Genomic DNA, 15,065 nt, shown 5'->3' with positions numbered 1-15,065 from the left:
TTCACCTGTCCTCATTTATCGATTTTAGGAGCAAACAATTTCACAGCAAACACTTCAAAATAAGGCGAACCATAAGTTGCTCCGAAATTAATCCGAATTCGGGTTACACCATTCGCATCTATCTTATGTTTATTCAACGTGAGATAATTTCCACGAGTTATGATTGTCCTCTCGGTTCCGTCTTCTAAGGTCAAGGTCATATCATAATCTTGGATAAGGGACTCAATCGGGTCGTTGAAATGCTCCAAATCCAGCTGCGAATTAAAAACAAGATGGATTTCGTCCAGATTTTTGGGGCTTGCAAAACAGAATTCCAACCATTCCTGTCCTTCCGAATGTTCAGAAATCCAGCCGTTCGGTTGGCCATAAGGTCTGGAGTAGCCATTGACAACATTCTCAGGACTATACATATTCTGAGCTGGCATCAGGTCCTTAAAGCAAATGCTCTTATTGAATTTCTTCAGCCTGGACGGCTCTTCCGGCCTATAGTGGAAGCTGACCGCTCCTGTCAATTTCTCTTCATTACCGTATATGGCAAGGCTCGCCGTGCCCTCCAATATGATGTAGATTTTGTCGTCAGCCGGTTTCTTGCAGTCCAAGTCTAGCGTAATCCAGTCGTCATGACCGGCTGTAATAACCAAGTGGTAGTCTCTCAACTCGCTGGTTGGAATGTAGTTTTCCTTCCATTCCCCGCCAAAAAGCTTCACATGTAGAGTTTCCGAATGATTGGAGCTATTTTTAATTTTGAACCGTACGCTTTCAGCCACGGATGTCTGAATCGGCAAGACCAAACATAACCCTTTCTCCAAGGAAATCTCTTCGGTTGGATGAAGATTGTCATAGCTGCGCTGAGACGAGGCACGAATAGTTAATCCGTCAGCGAAGTAAGGATCCAATTCCTCTTGAAGGCCTACAATGGTTTGTCCGTCTCGAAGCAATAGCGTCTGCAGCTCCCCCATATGAGCTTCGACTATGGCCGCGGGGTCTACCTCATATTTCGAGCACAACGAAGCAGCCGTTCCAACCGCCTGCCCCATACAACCGCAGGTTGCCATAACCCTTGTAGATCCGAAAGCCACATGGGTAGCACTTATATTGCGACCAGCGAACATGAGATTAGGAATATTTCGTGAATATAAACTGCGGAAAGGGATATTGTACAATCCAGGCACGAAATTCCAAGCTGTAGCCGGTCCCTCATCGTAGATGCCCTTATTAGCATGTAAATCCATATACCATCCACCGACGGATACAGCATCTTCGAAATGCGGCTTTGCTGTGAGATCGTTCTGAGACAACATGTGATCCCCAATAAACCGCCTCGACTCCCGCTTTCCCGGGATCGGGCATACATAATCCAAAATGAGATTGTCTACATCATCAAATTCACCGCTATTTTTGAGATAATCCCAAATCCCGTATACCAATTTCCGCAGCTCCAACGCGATGTCTTCATTATTTTTGATAATATCCATATGTCCGCCGTATTCCAGCCACCACAATCCGCCAAGCCCGTTGATTTTTCTTGGAAAAGCCCGATGGTTTAAGCCTTTTCTGATACTATCGAAAAAGGCCAACTTCGTAATATCATACGCAAAGCCAGGTCTTTTGTATGGAACGGAATATCCTACGTCACGGGCTTGAAACAGGATCGTATCGCCCATGGTGTAATGGTCCGCCACTTCAGGAGCCAATTCTTCCTTGTATTCATGTTTCGCTTCTCTCCCCCATCGGAAGAGAGCACCTGCCTGATATCCGACAACTCCATCTCCAGAGCAATCGATATAGGTTCGGCTTTCAAAACGGAATTTCCTTTCGGAAGCCAATTGAAGACCATCCACCCATTTAATTCTGCCGTTCTCCATGCCCGTCTCATGCACGCATGTATTCAGAAATAGAGAAATGTTAGGCTCAGCATAGACCATATCCAACAAGACCGTATCCGAAAGCGAAAGCATCAGCTTCTTGTTGTATAACGGATTATAGTGGAAAATCTTCAACTTGAGTTCTTCCACCAACCCTCCTTCGCGTGCATAATAGGATGGACTGTTTCCGAGATAAGCCGACCCGTTGATATGAACCCTGACCTCGCTGCTCGCATTTCCCCCAAGAACCGGTCGATCATTAATAAGTGACACTTGCAGCCCTTGGCGTGCGGCAGCAATAGCAGCGCATATCCCAGCAATACCTCCGCCGACGACGGTTACATCTGCTTTAATAAGCTCCATTTTGATAACCTCCATGATTAGATCCTTCTATCATGGTAATCCTTTTGCTCCCTTTTTTTTTACATGATTTCGCGAAAAAATCACACATTTTTTGCAACCTTAATTGGATTCATACCGTGTCATTTTTATCCGATATTGCTTAGGAGTATCACCCGTATATTCTTTAAATAATTTGCAAAAATAACCTTCATTCACAATTCCAACTTCTTCGCACAATTCCAATATAGAATAATCCTGTACATTTAACAGCTCGAGAGCTAATTGGATTTTTTTACGATTGATGTAGCTGATAACGCCTTCGTTCATTGTTTTTTTGAATAAGCTGCTAAAATACGATGGAGCTAAATTCACTTCCTCGGCAATCGCCTCGAGCGTTAATCGCTGTTTCAGGTTTTTCTCTATAAACCGCATAGCACTCATGATTTCTATACGATGTAAAAGTTGGCCAGCGTGTACATATTCGAAGGTAAAGTCGCCAATATAGGCAAGCTGCTCCCGAAAAGCTAAAAATTCTATGGGAAACTCTGCTACTTCCGTGGCCAACTTGTTCCCCGATTTAAACTTCACAATAATGTCTCTGTACAAGTCTCTTAACATAGGCGCCATGATGGACTTATGGATTTTATGGTCCGTAACAAATTGGTTCAGATCAGCAAATGCTTTCTCCAGCTCTTCCTTGGAAACCTTTCTTTTCACCCCAGCAAGAAAATCAGCCAATTTCTGCTGAAATTCTTCTTTTCTGTCATTATGGTAATGGAACCGATGCATGGGTGTTTTTACTACTTTCTCTGTATGATAATAGAAATCATCACTCACATTTTGTGCTTCCGTGTAAGCTTGTTTGATGGATTCCCAGCCTCGGTGTGGACCTCCAAAAGCGACGGATACCCTTTGATTCAAATATTGATGCAAATGGGAGACAATCTGCCCCCCCAATGTCTGGCAATCATATTCCGTTTCCAGATCACTACGATTATTTTCCCAGGATAGAAAGCCAATAAACCGATTATCGGATAGATCCGCAGCTACACCACTGCCACCATTCATCACCGTTTCTTCGATTATATTTGTAATCGCATACCTCAATATGTTCTGATCAGACGCTGAATAATCATTTCGGAAACTTTCATACATATTCATTTCGACAATAAAGCAGCGATAGTTGGCTTGAAAGAAATGGAACTGCATACGATTGGCAAAATCTGATGCCCGATGAGAAGGGATTTCGCCTCTGATAAGCTCGTTAAAAAATTGCTTGCGGACTCGATATTTATTTTCAAGCACGGATACGTTTAAAGATTGAAATTCCGCTTCTTTTTTCTTAACTTCATTTAAAATCCCTGCTGCCTTATCTAAAGCTCGATCCAAATCCGCATCTCTGAGCGGAACCTTAACAATGTATTCCAATACGTTGGCTTGAATAGCTCTCTGGGCGTATTCAAAGGATGAATAAGCGGTCAAAAGAATGAATTGGGTATGGGGAAGCTTTGGCTTTAGCTGCTCAATCATGGAAATCCCATCCATTCGCGGCATGACGATATCAGATATTACGATATCCGGCTTAAGCTTTACGATCTCCTCTATCCCCTTCAGCCCATTATTCGCTTTTCCCACTAAATGAAATCGCTTATCCCTAAGGGAGCGCTCGTGAAAAAACAATTCCAATCTCTGAATGATTAGATCTTCATCGTCAACAATGAAGCAGGTGTAGTCTCTCATCATCATGCATCTCCTTTAAACAAGCCTGCTGGGAATAAGGCGCGAACCCGGGTTATTTCCTTAGGTATGCTTATGATTTGGAGCCCGAACTGTTCTCCGTAGTGAAGTCTAATTCGGTCATGAATATTGTTTAACCCGATTCTTTTCCTTTTCAATTCCACATCCCCCGGTTCTGAAATTAAAATATGCTTTATTTTATCAGTTGGAATTCCCTCGCCCTGATCAACTACTTCTATGATGACGTTGCCACCCTCCCTGTACGCATGAATAGTAATAGGGCCTTCGATCCCCCCTCCGTTATAACCATGGAAGATACTATTCTCCACAAGGGGCTGCAACAGCATTCGAAAAACCGGAAAATCTATTAGCCCTGCTTCGATATTTTCGATTAATTGGAAGTTTCGGTTATAGCGGATGTTCTGGATCGCGATATAGTCTGATACATTCTGCAATTCCTGACGCAGTGATACCTTCTCCGAAGCGTCAGCTATCCCATATTCCAATATTGAAATGAGAGACTCGATCACCACATCTACTTTCTCTATTTGTCCGAGTCGTATGACATTGCTGATAGAACCAAGCGTGTTATACAGAAAATGAGGGTTTATTTGAGACTGCAGCACTTGAATTTCCAGCTTTCGTTCAAGTTCGTTATGAAGCTCTGCTCCCCGAATCAGTTCCACAATTTGCTGCAGCATACGATCGAATGCTCGGGAGAGATCTCCAAACTCATCATTTCGGTTAATCGATATTGTAGTTGTGAGGGAGCCTTGCTCCACCCGCTTCATTTTTGTTTTGAGTGCATAGAGCGGGTTCCTTATATATTTGGCAATAAAGAAGGAAACGAACAGACTTAAGAGAAAACCAGCAGCTAGAAGCTCGATATAATAGGTTTCCAATCTGGATAAAGCAGCTTTCAAGCGTGATTCATCGTTGATTGAGATGATGGTCCAGTTGAATTTTTCAGTCGGTTTTTTTAGAAGGGAGACTTGAATCCCCTCCTTGGTGTGCAGTTGAAGGTTTGTTTCTGTAGTATCCAGAATTTCTTCTGCTGACGTTTCACCGATTGAAAAAGTATGATCTTGAACATTCAGGGGGCCTTTATTTTCCGAAAATCCGGCAATGATTTTTCCCGATGCGGTGATTAGAGCCAAATTCATTTGTTCTTTTTTATTAATCTTGAACAAGGTATCTTCAATGGCATTTAGATCTAAATCTACTGCAATGGCCATAGGAAACGGAGCACTGTTCAGATATCGGACCATCGTAACTGTCCAGCCGGAATATTTAGATTTGTAAGGATCACTGACAAATGTAATCCTTCTATTCTTGTCAGCTGCATCAAACAATGGTTCTCTTTCAGCTAAAGGTTCATCAAATATTCGGGTAGGTGTACTTCCGCCTAGAATAGATAAATCGCTTTTGATCAAATAAATATTACTGACGTAATTACTGTTGAGTTCATAGAGCTCTCTTAATTGCTTTTTAATCACGTCCGGATTGTCAATGTTGGCTTTCACCGATGACTCGACCGAGAACAGCATCGTCTGGAAGGAGGAAAAATTAACTGTGAAATACTGATCAATCTTATCAAGTATTTGGTTGGTATAATAAATGTCAGAGGTTCTAATTTCCTTTTGGACATAGCGATAAGACAATTGGCTTATCAAGATTATGCAGCTTAACACAAATGCAAACACGATAAAAAATAGTTTTAAAGGCAAGCTGATTCTTCTTCGCATCGATCATCTTCCTTTTAAATCTGTAATAAACAAATAATAGCATATGATAAGAAGAAACGCCTTCGGCGTCCTTTTTAAGGACGATAAGCGTTTCTTCGAAAAATAGAAGGATAAAGTATAAAGTAAAACTTACACTTTCTTATATTTCAATAAAGAGAGGGGCTAATTATAGCCGCTCTCTTCGTTTGATTTACTTGATTAAGCCTGCTTCTTTAAATTGCTTGATTACTGAGTCTTTATACTTCTGCATGTCAAACTTAGTTTCCAATGTATTGAGGAAATTGTCCCAGTTCGAAAGAGGTTCTTTGCCAGTCATAAATTTGACCAAGCTTTCATTAATGTAGCGTTGGCGGTCAGCAGCCAATGAATCGTTCGGGTCTTCAGTCAATAAATTCCCGGGCAACGTAGCCGCCACGTATTTCTGATTGTTCTCAAAAGCTTCTGCCGTCTTCGGATTCTGGAAGCTGAAGTACTCAGCATCATCACCACGACGCGGCATTCTATAATGATCGACCCATAAGTACTTTTCTTTCATTTCCTTTGATAATTCGGAGGTTTTATTTTTGATCTTGCCGTCTACCAAATCCCAATGAATCCCTTTAATTCCGTATGCAAAATTTGGATATGCTTCTTTGTCCGTAAAGAGATAATTCAGCATGGACAAGATCCGAATGATTTTGTCCTTATCCGCTTTCTTGGATATGGCCCATGAATTGCCTTGGAACGATTTTCTCTCTACAATTTGATCACCATAAGGACCTGTCATTGGAGGAATGACGATCCATTCCGGCACCTCTCCACTGATTTCTTTCATTTTTTGCTGATAATCTGGTTCCAGCCTGCGGGCATCTCTTATCATAAAGCCAACTTTACCCTTAAATAACTTTTGGTCCAATAAATCGGGAGTATTCATCGTCACCCAGTCTGGATCTACAACTTTAGCTTCCATCATTTTATTGATATAAGCGAGCGCTTCTTTCATTTTTGGGTCGGTAAACAGGAACACCGGTTCATTGTCTTTCACATCAATGGCTGAGGGAGGATTGACTCCAAACATCCACATCAAACTATCGAAGCCATAGGTTTGCAGATTGCCTTCTTTATTCATACCGCCTATGAATCCGTACGTATCATTTTTGCCATTGCCGTCCGGGTCTTTCTCTGTAAAGGCTTTCATAACTTCAAATAGCTCGTCAGGTGTTGTTGGCACTTCCATATTCAGCTTTTTCAGCCAATCATTACGGATAAAGAAGCTTCGACTAATACCGTTTACGTTATCATAACCTGGAACCCCAATGGTTTTTCCCTGATAGGACATCGCCTCCCAGGAGTCGTTGCTAAAACGTTTCTGCAGTTCAGGGAATTGATCCAGATACGGTGTCAAATCCGCAAGAACGCCTTGGTCATAATATTGCGCGAGATCAGCCCGGCTCTTTAAAAAGATCAAATCTGGAATATCTCCGCCAGCAATGAGCGTATTTAATTTAGTCGTTGCTTGCCCTGATTGAGGAATCATCATTTCCAAGTCGATATTTACTGCTTTCTCCAACATTTGGCGTTGGATATCTTCTTCACGGGGAGGAATCGGAGCAGCAGCATTGAAAGTTCCTTGGTTAAACATCGAAATTTTCAATTTGGTTTCAAAGGGACTAGACTGGCCTTGTGAATTACCCGAAGCTGTCGATGTAACCTCTTTTTGTTCCCCACAGCCTGACAATACTGTTCCCACACCGACCATTGCTGTCAGAATAGCAAATGTAATCGCTTTACGTTGCATAATGACCTCTCCTTTGCTTCTATATTATCACGGTTTCCCCGTAACAACTCAGGTTGGAATATCTTTTTAACCTTTAACCGATCCCAAGAGCACACCTTTGGTAAAATGCTTTTGCATAAATGGGTAAACGATCAAAATCGGAACTGTAGTTACGACAACTGCTGCCATTTGTATAGCGAACGTACTAACAGCTCCGGTATTGGCAAGCGAATCAGCACTTTGTGTTGCGACGTTAAGCAGGATGTTGCGCAAGATCACTTGAAGCGGCATTAAGTTGGAATCATTGATATAAACAATAGCATCGAAGTAACTGTTCCAATGCCCGACTGCGTAAAATAAAGAAATTGTGGAAAGGACGGGCAAGGACAGAGGTAAAATGATCCGCCATAACGACTGAAGTTCACTTGCACCGTCTACCCTCGCTGATTCCTCGATTTCAGCAGGCAATTGCTCGAAAAAGCCTTTAATGATCACCAGATTAAATGCACTAATGAGATTTGGAATAATCAGTACCCACGGACTGTTTAGCAATCCCAGAGAGCGGACTAGTAAATAAGTCGGAATTAATCCTCCCCCAAACATCATGGTAAAGACAATGAATAGTAAAAATGGGCTGCGACCCGGCAAATATTTTTTGGATAACGGATATGCCGCGATTACCGTAAAGAACACATTGAGAGCAGTGCCCACAATCGTTCGAAACAATGTGATTTTATACGCCTGCCCAATACCATGAGAAATGAATACTTCTTTATAGGCTAGAAAGGTAAAGGTTTCTGGTATAATAACAATTCCTCTTCTTAGCACTTCCGATTCTGGCGTTACTGAAACAGCAACCACATATAGAAAGGGTAGTAAGCAAAGTAGAGCTAGCAAAATAAGAATAAAATAAACGAATGCTTGCCAGACCTTTTCTCCGATTGTCAAATTGATCATTTTGATAACCACCTCACCAAATTTGCCCATCGAATTTTTTGGCGAGCTTATTCGCTGCCAACACTAAAACAAATCCGATGACCGCTTTAAATAATCCCACAGCAGTAGCCAAGCCAATCTTAAGTCGCTCGAGCCCTTCACGGTATACCCATGTGTCTATAATGTCGATCTTCTCCTGATTAAAGCTGTTGGCAAACATGAATATTTGGTCAAAACCAGCATCCAGAATATGGCTTAATTTAAGGATCAGCATCAGAATCATCACGCCTCGAATGCCGGGAAGTGTTACATGCCATAGCTGTCTCCACTTGGAAGCGCCATCAATTCTAGCCGCTTCATATAAGCTTGGATCGATTCCTGCTAATGCTGCAAGGTACAATATCGCTCCCCATCCAATATCCTTCCATATTTCAGATAAGATGATCAGCAGTCTACCCCAGGCAGGTTCCGTTAGGAATGAGATGGGTTCAACTCCAGTTTCCTTCAAGATCATGTTAAAAAGACCATCCCCTGGGGCTAATAATGCCACCATCATTCCATAAACAATGACCCATGATAGAAAGTGGGGTAAATAAGTGATCGTTTGAACGATTTTCTTAAACCATTGGGTATAAACTTCATTGAGCAGCAAAGCAAGTATGATAGGAGCTGAGAAACCGAACAACAGCTTATACAGGGATATGATAATCGTATTTCTCATGATGTCCCAGAAATAAACGCCGTTCATAAAATCTGTAAAATTTCTAAATCCCACCCATGGGCTATCCCATAGTCCCAAAGCCAGATTATAGTTTTTAAAGGCAATAATGATTCCCGCCATAGGAATGTATTTGAATACGGCAAAGTAAACTAATGCCGGGAACAAGAGAGCGTACATCACTTTATACTTTTTTATCGTCCTTATCCATGAGTTCCGCTTTTTGGGGAGGGGAATGGCGTCCGCTGCCAATTTTGCTTGCATATCATCACCTCGTCTTTATTTGTATTTGTATAATAGCATCCCCCTACTGGATAAATTTCTGTAATTTCAAGAATTTCTTATAAGATATTAAGTAAGTACAGCCCTGGATAATTCCAATGCAATAGGCATGATTGTCTTGCATTTAAGCTCGTACAATAACTCTGACTCGAAAGTTTGGGTATAGACTAAATACAATCCTGAGTCCCCAAAAAAAAAGCCCCTAAAAAAATTGGGCTTAATTAATGGTCAGTTTCTATATAATGCATCCACGTATTTTATTTTCCATTACTAAAAATAATCACCACATCATCAACCGTCGCTGCATGCTCTTCCATTAGATGAATGGGATAAATCAATAATGCTTATGACTGAGCCAAAATTCCTTTAACAAACAATGAGACACTATGCTTGTAGAACTCTTCCTCGGTGACGAATTGGGATTGATATTGCCGGTGAATCAGTTCACTCATCTGAAATCCGTAGCACATCGAGAGAAAAGACATTGCGACAAGACGCTCATCCTGTCTGGCGATAACTTTTTTCTTCTGCAAGCGTTCAAAATATTCAACCAGCAAGGAGTGAAGCTTCGCCGGCGGATCGGCGAGCATTCTGTCTAATTCGGGAAGCATTCCTTTGTCGCGGATGCCAATCAAAATGATGTCCGCATTTTTATGGAAAAACAAACGGTACTGCTGACTTACATTCAGCAGATCGACTTCCGGATTATCGGTCGCTTCCTCTTTTAACAGCTTCTCAAATTGCGGAATATCCGAATGTCTTTCAATGATGGCTTCCAATATGCCTTGCTTGCTACCGAATTGCCGAAAAATCGTAGATTCATTGACTTTAGCTTCCGTTGCAATGGCTTTGGTGCTTACTCCCCGATAGCCATTCTTTTTGATGAGCTGTGTCGCGGCTTCAATGATTCTGTCTGAAGTTTGCATTGTATTTCTCCTTTTGCATATGTTAATCCTATTCTACTACAAGTTTTGCATATGCAGCAGGGTTGGGGTTCATCATTTTGATAAACGTTTTTTAAGGCAAATCGCTTCTTTTTTCCCAGCGGCTTGGTTCCGTAATCTTGACATGATCAGGCACCAATTGCGTGAGCGTGCCTAATTTATCAAATGTAATCTGGATTCGGTCAGAGGGCAACAGCCATTCTTCGGTCTCGATTGCGCAGCAATCCGGTATCGTCCCCATTCCTATAATCGTGCCCGGGAGCGGCGTGAAAACTTTGAGAACCTCCTCCATCACTTTTGCAGGGTGTGCAGCATACTCGGATGTGCTCCCCTTCCAGTGCAGTCTCTCCCCGATGCATACATTCACATCCAGTACCAGCGGATTGTCGATTTCATCCGGCGTAACCAGAAATGGCCCTATTCCTTTGCTGCGATCAAAATCTTTGCAGCGCGTCGGTCCGGTCAGCCCCTGGAAGTCCGGCCATTGCACATCGCGGACAGTACTGTCATTAAAAATAACATAACCTGCAATGCAGTTCTCCATCCCTGTAACAAAGGCCAGCTCCGGCTCAATATCCAGGTAGGAAGAGTACGAAGGCCAATGAATCGTATCTCCATCGCCAATTAATGCATTATGGTTACATTTGTAATAACTGAAAGTTACTTTGTTCGGATCTTGCTGGAATTTTTCAGCAATTTTTTGTTTAAGCTCTTCTCTTTCCGGCCCTGTATATTCTCTTTGCAGCAGATTTACGCCAGCATTTCTCAGATGTCTTGGTGTCAGTCCGAAATCGATAAGCGCAGCCGGATTTGGAACTGGCGGCAGCAGGTTTACCGCTACAATCGGGCAGATTTCATTTTCATTAAATTGATGCGACTGTTCGACCGCATATTGCATTAATTCCTTAGCGGCATCATAACTTGCCGGCAAATAATGAAGATAGCTGTCCATACTTTCAAGACTGTCAACGAATGTTCCCTGCTTTTTCATGATTGCGGCAAAAGACACGACAAATTTCTCGTTAATTACAAGCCCAAACAAAGGTTCCTGGGATATTTTGGTTTGAAAGGTTACTAGCTTCATGTTGCAGCGCCTCCATACATGTAGTGTGATGTTGTTCTGTTACATCATATTACATGGAACAAATGCATGCAAGTACATGCTTGCAATTATGTTTTCCACTCTCTATAATAAAGGCATGCTTTACCCCAAAAACATATACGTAAAGGAGAATTTTTATGAAGTATGGACGTATTATCCAAAAACCTCGCGTTAAATTTTTTGAAGTCGCAGATGGCGTCTTTGCTGGTATTTCGCCGTATCGTGGGATCAGTTGGGCCAATGCCGGATTCATCAACAAGGGTGACGGGTTGGTGTATGACACGTTTTTCGATTTGTTCCATGCGCGGGAAATGCGGGAGGCTTTTATGGATGTAAGCAACGGCGGCTCTCCCGCATATGTGGTGAACTCGCACTATAACAGCGACCATGCCTGGGGAAACAAAGTGTTTGAAGATGCTTGTATTATTATGCACAAGGAAGCCTCCAGAGAGCGTCTCACCGAAAATATCGCTTGGATGGACAGCGTCATTAGAAGAGGAAAGAATTCTCCGGAATCGACTCCGGGCGAGCGGTTTTTTGCAGCGGAATTTGAAGGATTTGACCTGGAAGGCGTAGAATGGGTGCTCCCGAATATTGAGATAAAGGACGATATCAACATCCGTCTTGGCGATACGGAAGTTATGATTTACAACGTAGCTCCAGCCCACTCTGATAGTGACTTGCTGTTGTGGATGCCAAAAGAAAAAGTGCTGTTCGCTGGCGATGTCGTGTTTAACGGATGTACGGCATACAGTGAAGAGGGAACCCTCAATTGGGTTAAAGTGCTTGATCGCATTATTGATGAAATTAAACCCGAAATCGTTGTTCCAGGACATGGCGCCATTTGCGGCTTGGATTTCGTAAAGGAGCAGAGAGACTACCTCTTGAACCTGATCAGCGAGTTCAACAAGCATTACAATGATGAAATCGATTCCTTGTCTCTGACCAAGCAAATGGATATTTCCCGCTTCCTTCATTGGATACAGCCAGAACGCTTGTATGTTACAGTGGATATCCTATTGAAAAGCAAACGAGGGTTACCACCCCTTCCAGTTTGGAACGAGGTGCCTGCTAAGCTGGAAGACATGAAAGCTTTTTTGGCTGGAAAATATGACAATCAGATCAAGCCATGGGACCCTATGAGTGTTTGGCAAGAATAGCAATTTACAGCTAACCTATGAAAACAAAAAACGGCCCTGTCGTAAATGATGCGAACAGCGGCCGTTCTTTTGCATTGTTCCACGGAATTAAAATCGGTGCTTAGAAACGATTATGATAAAAATGAAGAAGGACTATGGTTTACTAGAGGGGAATCCCCCCAATTGGATGGGAGGAGATTCCCGTTGTTGTTGTATTTATTATTCCAAATAGCCTTCGGCAAGTTTCATTAGGGTTTCTTTGCTTACTTTATTTAGGTCACCTCGTAAAGTATAGGCGTATTTCAGCTTTTTGTCTGGGCTCTCGTATACCCATTTCAGCTCGTGCGTCTGCGAAGGAGCAAATTCTGTATGCAGCATTTCTACTCCCTTCACTTGAACCTTCTCCTGCTTAAATTCAACCTTCTCGTCAATATACATTGTAGGATCGCTCTTTCCACTCAGATTAGTGATATTAACCCCGATTTTATCTTCGCCATTTTGATACGTAGCAAAGAGAAGGAAAAACTGATCTGTCATTTCAACCTGCATCATGGCATATCCCTGATTGGATTCTTCCGCCTGCTTTCTCAGCTTTTCTGCCATTTTCTTTTTTTCTTCCGAAGAAGGAGGATTCACTTCCTGAGCATTTTTAAAGATTACGTCCGCCTTTTGGAATGTATAATTTCCATTGACTTTGTCTGCGATCTTAATGGATTTATCCGTAATCTTATCTCTCAATTGAGAAAGATCTTGGAAGATAGTCACCTTCGTTCCAAGAATTGTTTCATGATTCGGATTATTGGCAACCATATAGAACAGCCCAGCTTCCCCGTTCTTTAGCACCTTATCCTTAAGTTCATAAAATGCCTTGTAACGCTCTATATCATCTTTCGATTCTGTTTTTCCGTAATCTTTCGTCGATTTAGTCTCATATACGACTTCGCCATCCTTATTCGTCAAAGAATGATATTGAACTGCCGCATAACCTGTGGAGGCCATTAACATCATCCCTACACACGCAGTCAAAACAACTTTATATTTCATAAAAAACCTCTCCTTTTCTTTTGGCTTAGCATGTAATATTCTCATTACTTTTCCTGTCAAGTCGGCGTCGGGAATGCGCGGGTCATCAAACAGTTTTTTCAAATCCCGATCCCTGTCCATATTCATACACTCCCACTCCCTTCACTTGAGCGTAATACTTTCGAAATTTTGCAGATGTACGTTCGTACCTTTTACGAAGGCTGGCGCTGTTTTTACCGAGAATCAATCCAATCTCCTGATAGCTTTTATCCTCGACACAACGTAAGATTAACAAATTACGCTCTTCCGCCGATAATTTTGCCATGGCCTGATGTACGGATTCATCAAAATAGTTGGCTTCAATATGCAAATCGACTTCATTATTTTCTTTCTCATCTTGGTAAAAGAAAGGCAAATATTTCACCAACTTTCGCTTACGAAGGATGTCGATACATTGATGGTAGGCAATCTTGTATACCCAGGCGCCAAAATCCATCTGATATTGGGTATATTTTTTCAAGGTGCGGAAGGTCTTCAAAAATACCTCCTGTGCGTTTTCCTCGGCTTCGGCATAATTGCCCAGCATGTGATAACAGTAGAGAAAAATCGGTTTTTGATAAATCTCCATGATTTTCTCGAATTGTTCTGTGTTCCCATCCAACACATCTGCAATGATCTGATTTAACTCCGTATCATTCAAGCTGTCTCCCCCCCTTTCACTCTATACAACGAAGAGCTCAACCTAAAATGTGACAGCAATAAAAATCATTACAATCTAAATCGAGCTTCGCAAGGAGCTTGTACGATCCTTTTCCGTAAACCACCTATCAATTTAGTGCAGTCCGCTTGATTTAATAGTTACGTTTCCCTTGTACAGCCTATCTTTTTTTAACGCTCAATCTGTCTATTTCACTTCTATATATTTTTACATATATTAACATTGTGTTTAAATCTATTGAATGGAGTGATATAAATGAGTCTTTATGTACAAAATAATACCTCTAACTATATTTGGCTTGCTATTGCTCACTATGATCCGACTTGTAGCCCTACCACTTATGTTAAAAAAGGGTGGTACCGATTAGTCCCAGGCAGAAGTTCACTTATAGTAACTGGATCATCCGCAAATCAAAGTTACTATTATTACGCGTATGACAATTCCGGAAATACGTGGAGCGGTAATTTCTACACGTATATTCCTAATGCGGTCTTCAACATGTGTTGGATAGAAAGATGCCAGGGCACAGGCTGTAACAGGGTAGGCTTCCGTGAACTCAAAGTTGGGAATTCTCAGAATTATACTTTAACTTTTACGAATAGAACCAATAATTCATCAAAATTAAGAAATGCTATATTGTCAAAAAAAGGATCTCTGAAATTCAAATTGGATAGATCGAGCATAAGAAAGTTACCCGGTAAGGTGGGTAAAATCGGTAGGGTTATTAGACCTTTGCGAGGCTTATAGAATAGGTTACT

At 41.8% G+C, this 15,065-nt stretch carries 12 protein-coding genes; 2 read left to right on the top strand and 10 right to left on the bottom strand.

Going from position 1 to position 15,065, the window contains the following annotated elements:
- Positions 1 to 11: 11 nt before the first annotated feature.
- From MHH89_RS07095 to MHH89_RS07060, 8 genes are all read right to left on the bottom strand, one after another.
- Complete coding sequence (locus MHH89_RS07095) at positions 12 to 2,243, bottom strand: FAD-dependent oxidoreductase (protein ID WP_341086705.1); 2,232 nt, start codon at positions 2,241 to 2,243, stop codon at positions 12 to 14.
- A gap of 84 nt (positions 2,244 to 2,327) precedes the next feature.
- Entirely contained in the window at positions 2,328 to 3,950 is a 1,623-nt protein-coding gene (locus tag MHH89_RS07090; RefSeq protein ID WP_076190273.1) for a response regulator, read from the bottom strand.
- Positions 3,950 to 5,689 (bottom strand): sensor histidine kinase, encoded by a 1,740-nt coding sequence (locus tag MHH89_RS07085; protein WP_339243592.1) that lies wholly within the window; start codon positions 5,687 to 5,689, stop codon positions 3,950 to 3,952. Before MHH89_RS07085 ends, MHH89_RS07090 begins: the two co-directional genes overlap by 1 nt.
- 190 nt (positions 5,690 to 5,879) lie before the next feature.
- Entirely contained in the window at positions 5,880 to 7,466 is a 1,587-nt protein-coding gene (locus MHH89_RS07080) for an extracellular solute-binding protein (RefSeq protein ID WP_036677074.1), read from the bottom strand.
- Positions 7,467 to 7,532: 66 nt separating this feature from the next.
- Positions 7,533 to 8,402: a carbohydrate ABC transporter permease gene (locus MHH89_RS07075; protein WP_036677077.1), complete on the bottom strand. Its 870-nt coding sequence runs from the start codon at positions 8,400 to 8,402 to the stop codon at positions 7,533 to 7,535.
- 13 nt (positions 8,403 to 8,415) lie between these two features.
- Complete coding sequence (locus MHH89_RS07070) at positions 8,416 to 9,363, bottom strand: ABC transporter permease (RefSeq protein WP_036677080.1); 948 nt, start codon at positions 9,361 to 9,363, stop codon at positions 8,416 to 8,418.
- Between the two features lie 362 nt (positions 9,364 to 9,725).
- Positions 9,726 to 10,307, bottom strand: a complete 582-nt coding sequence (locus MHH89_RS07065; RefSeq protein ID WP_076279708.1) for a TetR/AcrR family transcriptional regulator — start codon at positions 10,305 to 10,307, stop codon at positions 9,726 to 9,728.
- Positions 10,308 to 10,398: 91 nt separating this feature from the next.
- Positions 10,399 to 11,409 carry a fumarylacetoacetate hydrolase family protein gene (locus MHH89_RS07060; RefSeq protein ID WP_076279707.1) on the bottom strand — a complete coding sequence of 337 codons (1,011 nt, stop codon included), beginning with the start codon at positions 11,407 to 11,409 and terminating at the stop codon, positions 10,399 to 10,401.
- Positions 11,410 to 11,564: 155 nt separating this feature from the next.
- On the opposite strand from MHH89_RS07060, the gene MHH89_RS07055 reads away from it, so the two are divergent.
- Positions 11,565 to 12,587 carry an MBL fold metallo-hydrolase gene (locus tag MHH89_RS07055; RefSeq protein ID WP_076279706.1) on the top strand — a complete coding sequence of 341 codons (1,023 nt, stop codon included), beginning with the start codon at positions 11,565 to 11,567 and terminating at the stop codon, positions 12,585 to 12,587.
- A gap of 198 nt (positions 12,588 to 12,785) precedes the next feature.
- On the opposite strand, the gene MHH89_RS07050 is transcribed toward MHH89_RS07055, so the two are convergent.
- Together MHH89_RS07050 and MHH89_RS07045 are read right to left on the bottom strand one after the other, a co-directional pair.
- Positions 12,786 to 13,610, bottom strand: a complete 825-nt coding sequence (locus tag MHH89_RS07050) for a hypothetical protein (RefSeq protein ID WP_076126537.1) — start codon at positions 13,608 to 13,610, stop codon at positions 12,786 to 12,788.
- Between the two features lie 85 nt (positions 13,611 to 13,695).
- A complete protein-coding gene (locus tag MHH89_RS07045) occupies positions 13,696 to 14,289 on the bottom strand; it encodes an RNA polymerase sigma factor (RefSeq protein ID WP_076277362.1) in 594 nt (197 codons plus the stop codon).
- A 273-nt stretch (positions 14,290 to 14,562) separates the two neighbouring features.
- On the opposite strand from MHH89_RS07045, the gene MHH89_RS07040 reads away from it, so the two are divergent.
- Complete coding sequence (locus tag MHH89_RS07040) at positions 14,563 to 15,054, top strand: DUF1036 domain-containing protein (protein WP_076277361.1); 492 nt, start codon at positions 14,563 to 14,565, stop codon at positions 15,052 to 15,054.
- The last annotated feature ends 11 nt before the right edge of the window (positions 15,055 to 15,065 follow it).

Source organism: Paenibacillus sp. FSL H7-0323 (genome assembly GCF_038002725.1).
Classification (GTDB): Bacteria; Bacillota; Bacilli; order Paenibacillales; family Paenibacillaceae; genus Paenibacillus_AQ; species Paenibacillus_AQ odorifer.
Note: the sequence above shows the minus strand (reverse complement) of the source record. Positions and strands in the feature narration are given on the sequence as shown.

What these genes read in the sequence shown, in the direction of transcription:
- MHH89_RS07080 (WP_036677074.1), bottom strand. Translation starts at nt 7,466, where the DNA reads ATGCAACGTAAAGCGATTACATTTGCTATTCTGACAGCAATGGTCGGT.
- MHH89_RS07075 (WP_036677077.1), bottom strand. Translation starts at nt 8,402, where the DNA reads ATGATCAATTTGACAATCGGAGAAAAGGTCTGGCAAGCATTCGTTTAT.
- MHH89_RS07070 (WP_036677080.1), bottom strand. Translation starts at nt 9,363, where the DNA reads ATGCAAGCAAAATTGGCAGCGGACGCCATTCCCCTCCCCAAAAAGCGG.
- MHH89_RS07095 (WP_341086705.1), bottom strand. Translation starts at nt 2,243, where the DNA reads ATGGAGGTTATCAAAATGGAGCTTATTAAAGCAGATGTAACCGTCGTC.
- MHH89_RS07050 (WP_076126537.1), bottom strand. Translation starts at nt 13,610, where the DNA reads ATGAAATATAAAGTTGTTTTGACTGCGTGTGTAGGGATGATGTTAATG.
- MHH89_RS07090 (WP_076190273.1), bottom strand. Translation starts at nt 3,950, where the DNA reads ATGATGAGAGACTACACCTGCTTCATTGTTGACGATGAAGATCTAATC.
- MHH89_RS07040 (WP_076277361.1), top strand. Translation starts at nt 14,563, where the DNA reads ATGAGTCTTTATGTACAAAATAATACCTCTAACTATATTTGGCTTGCT.
- MHH89_RS07060 (WP_076279707.1), bottom strand. Translation starts at nt 11,409, where the DNA reads ATGAAGCTAGTAACCTTTCAAACCAAAATATCCCAGGAACCTTTGTTT.
- MHH89_RS07055 (WP_076279706.1), top strand. Translation starts at nt 11,565, where the DNA reads ATGAAGTATGGACGTATTATCCAAAAACCTCGCGTTAAATTTTTTGAA.
- MHH89_RS07085 (WP_339243592.1), bottom strand. Translation starts at nt 5,689, where the DNA reads ATGCGAAGAAGAATCAGCTTGCCTTTAAAACTATTTTTTATCGTGTTT.
- MHH89_RS07065 (WP_076279708.1), bottom strand. Translation starts at nt 10,307, where the DNA reads ATGCAAACTTCAGACAGAATCATTGAAGCCGCGACACAGCTCATCAAA.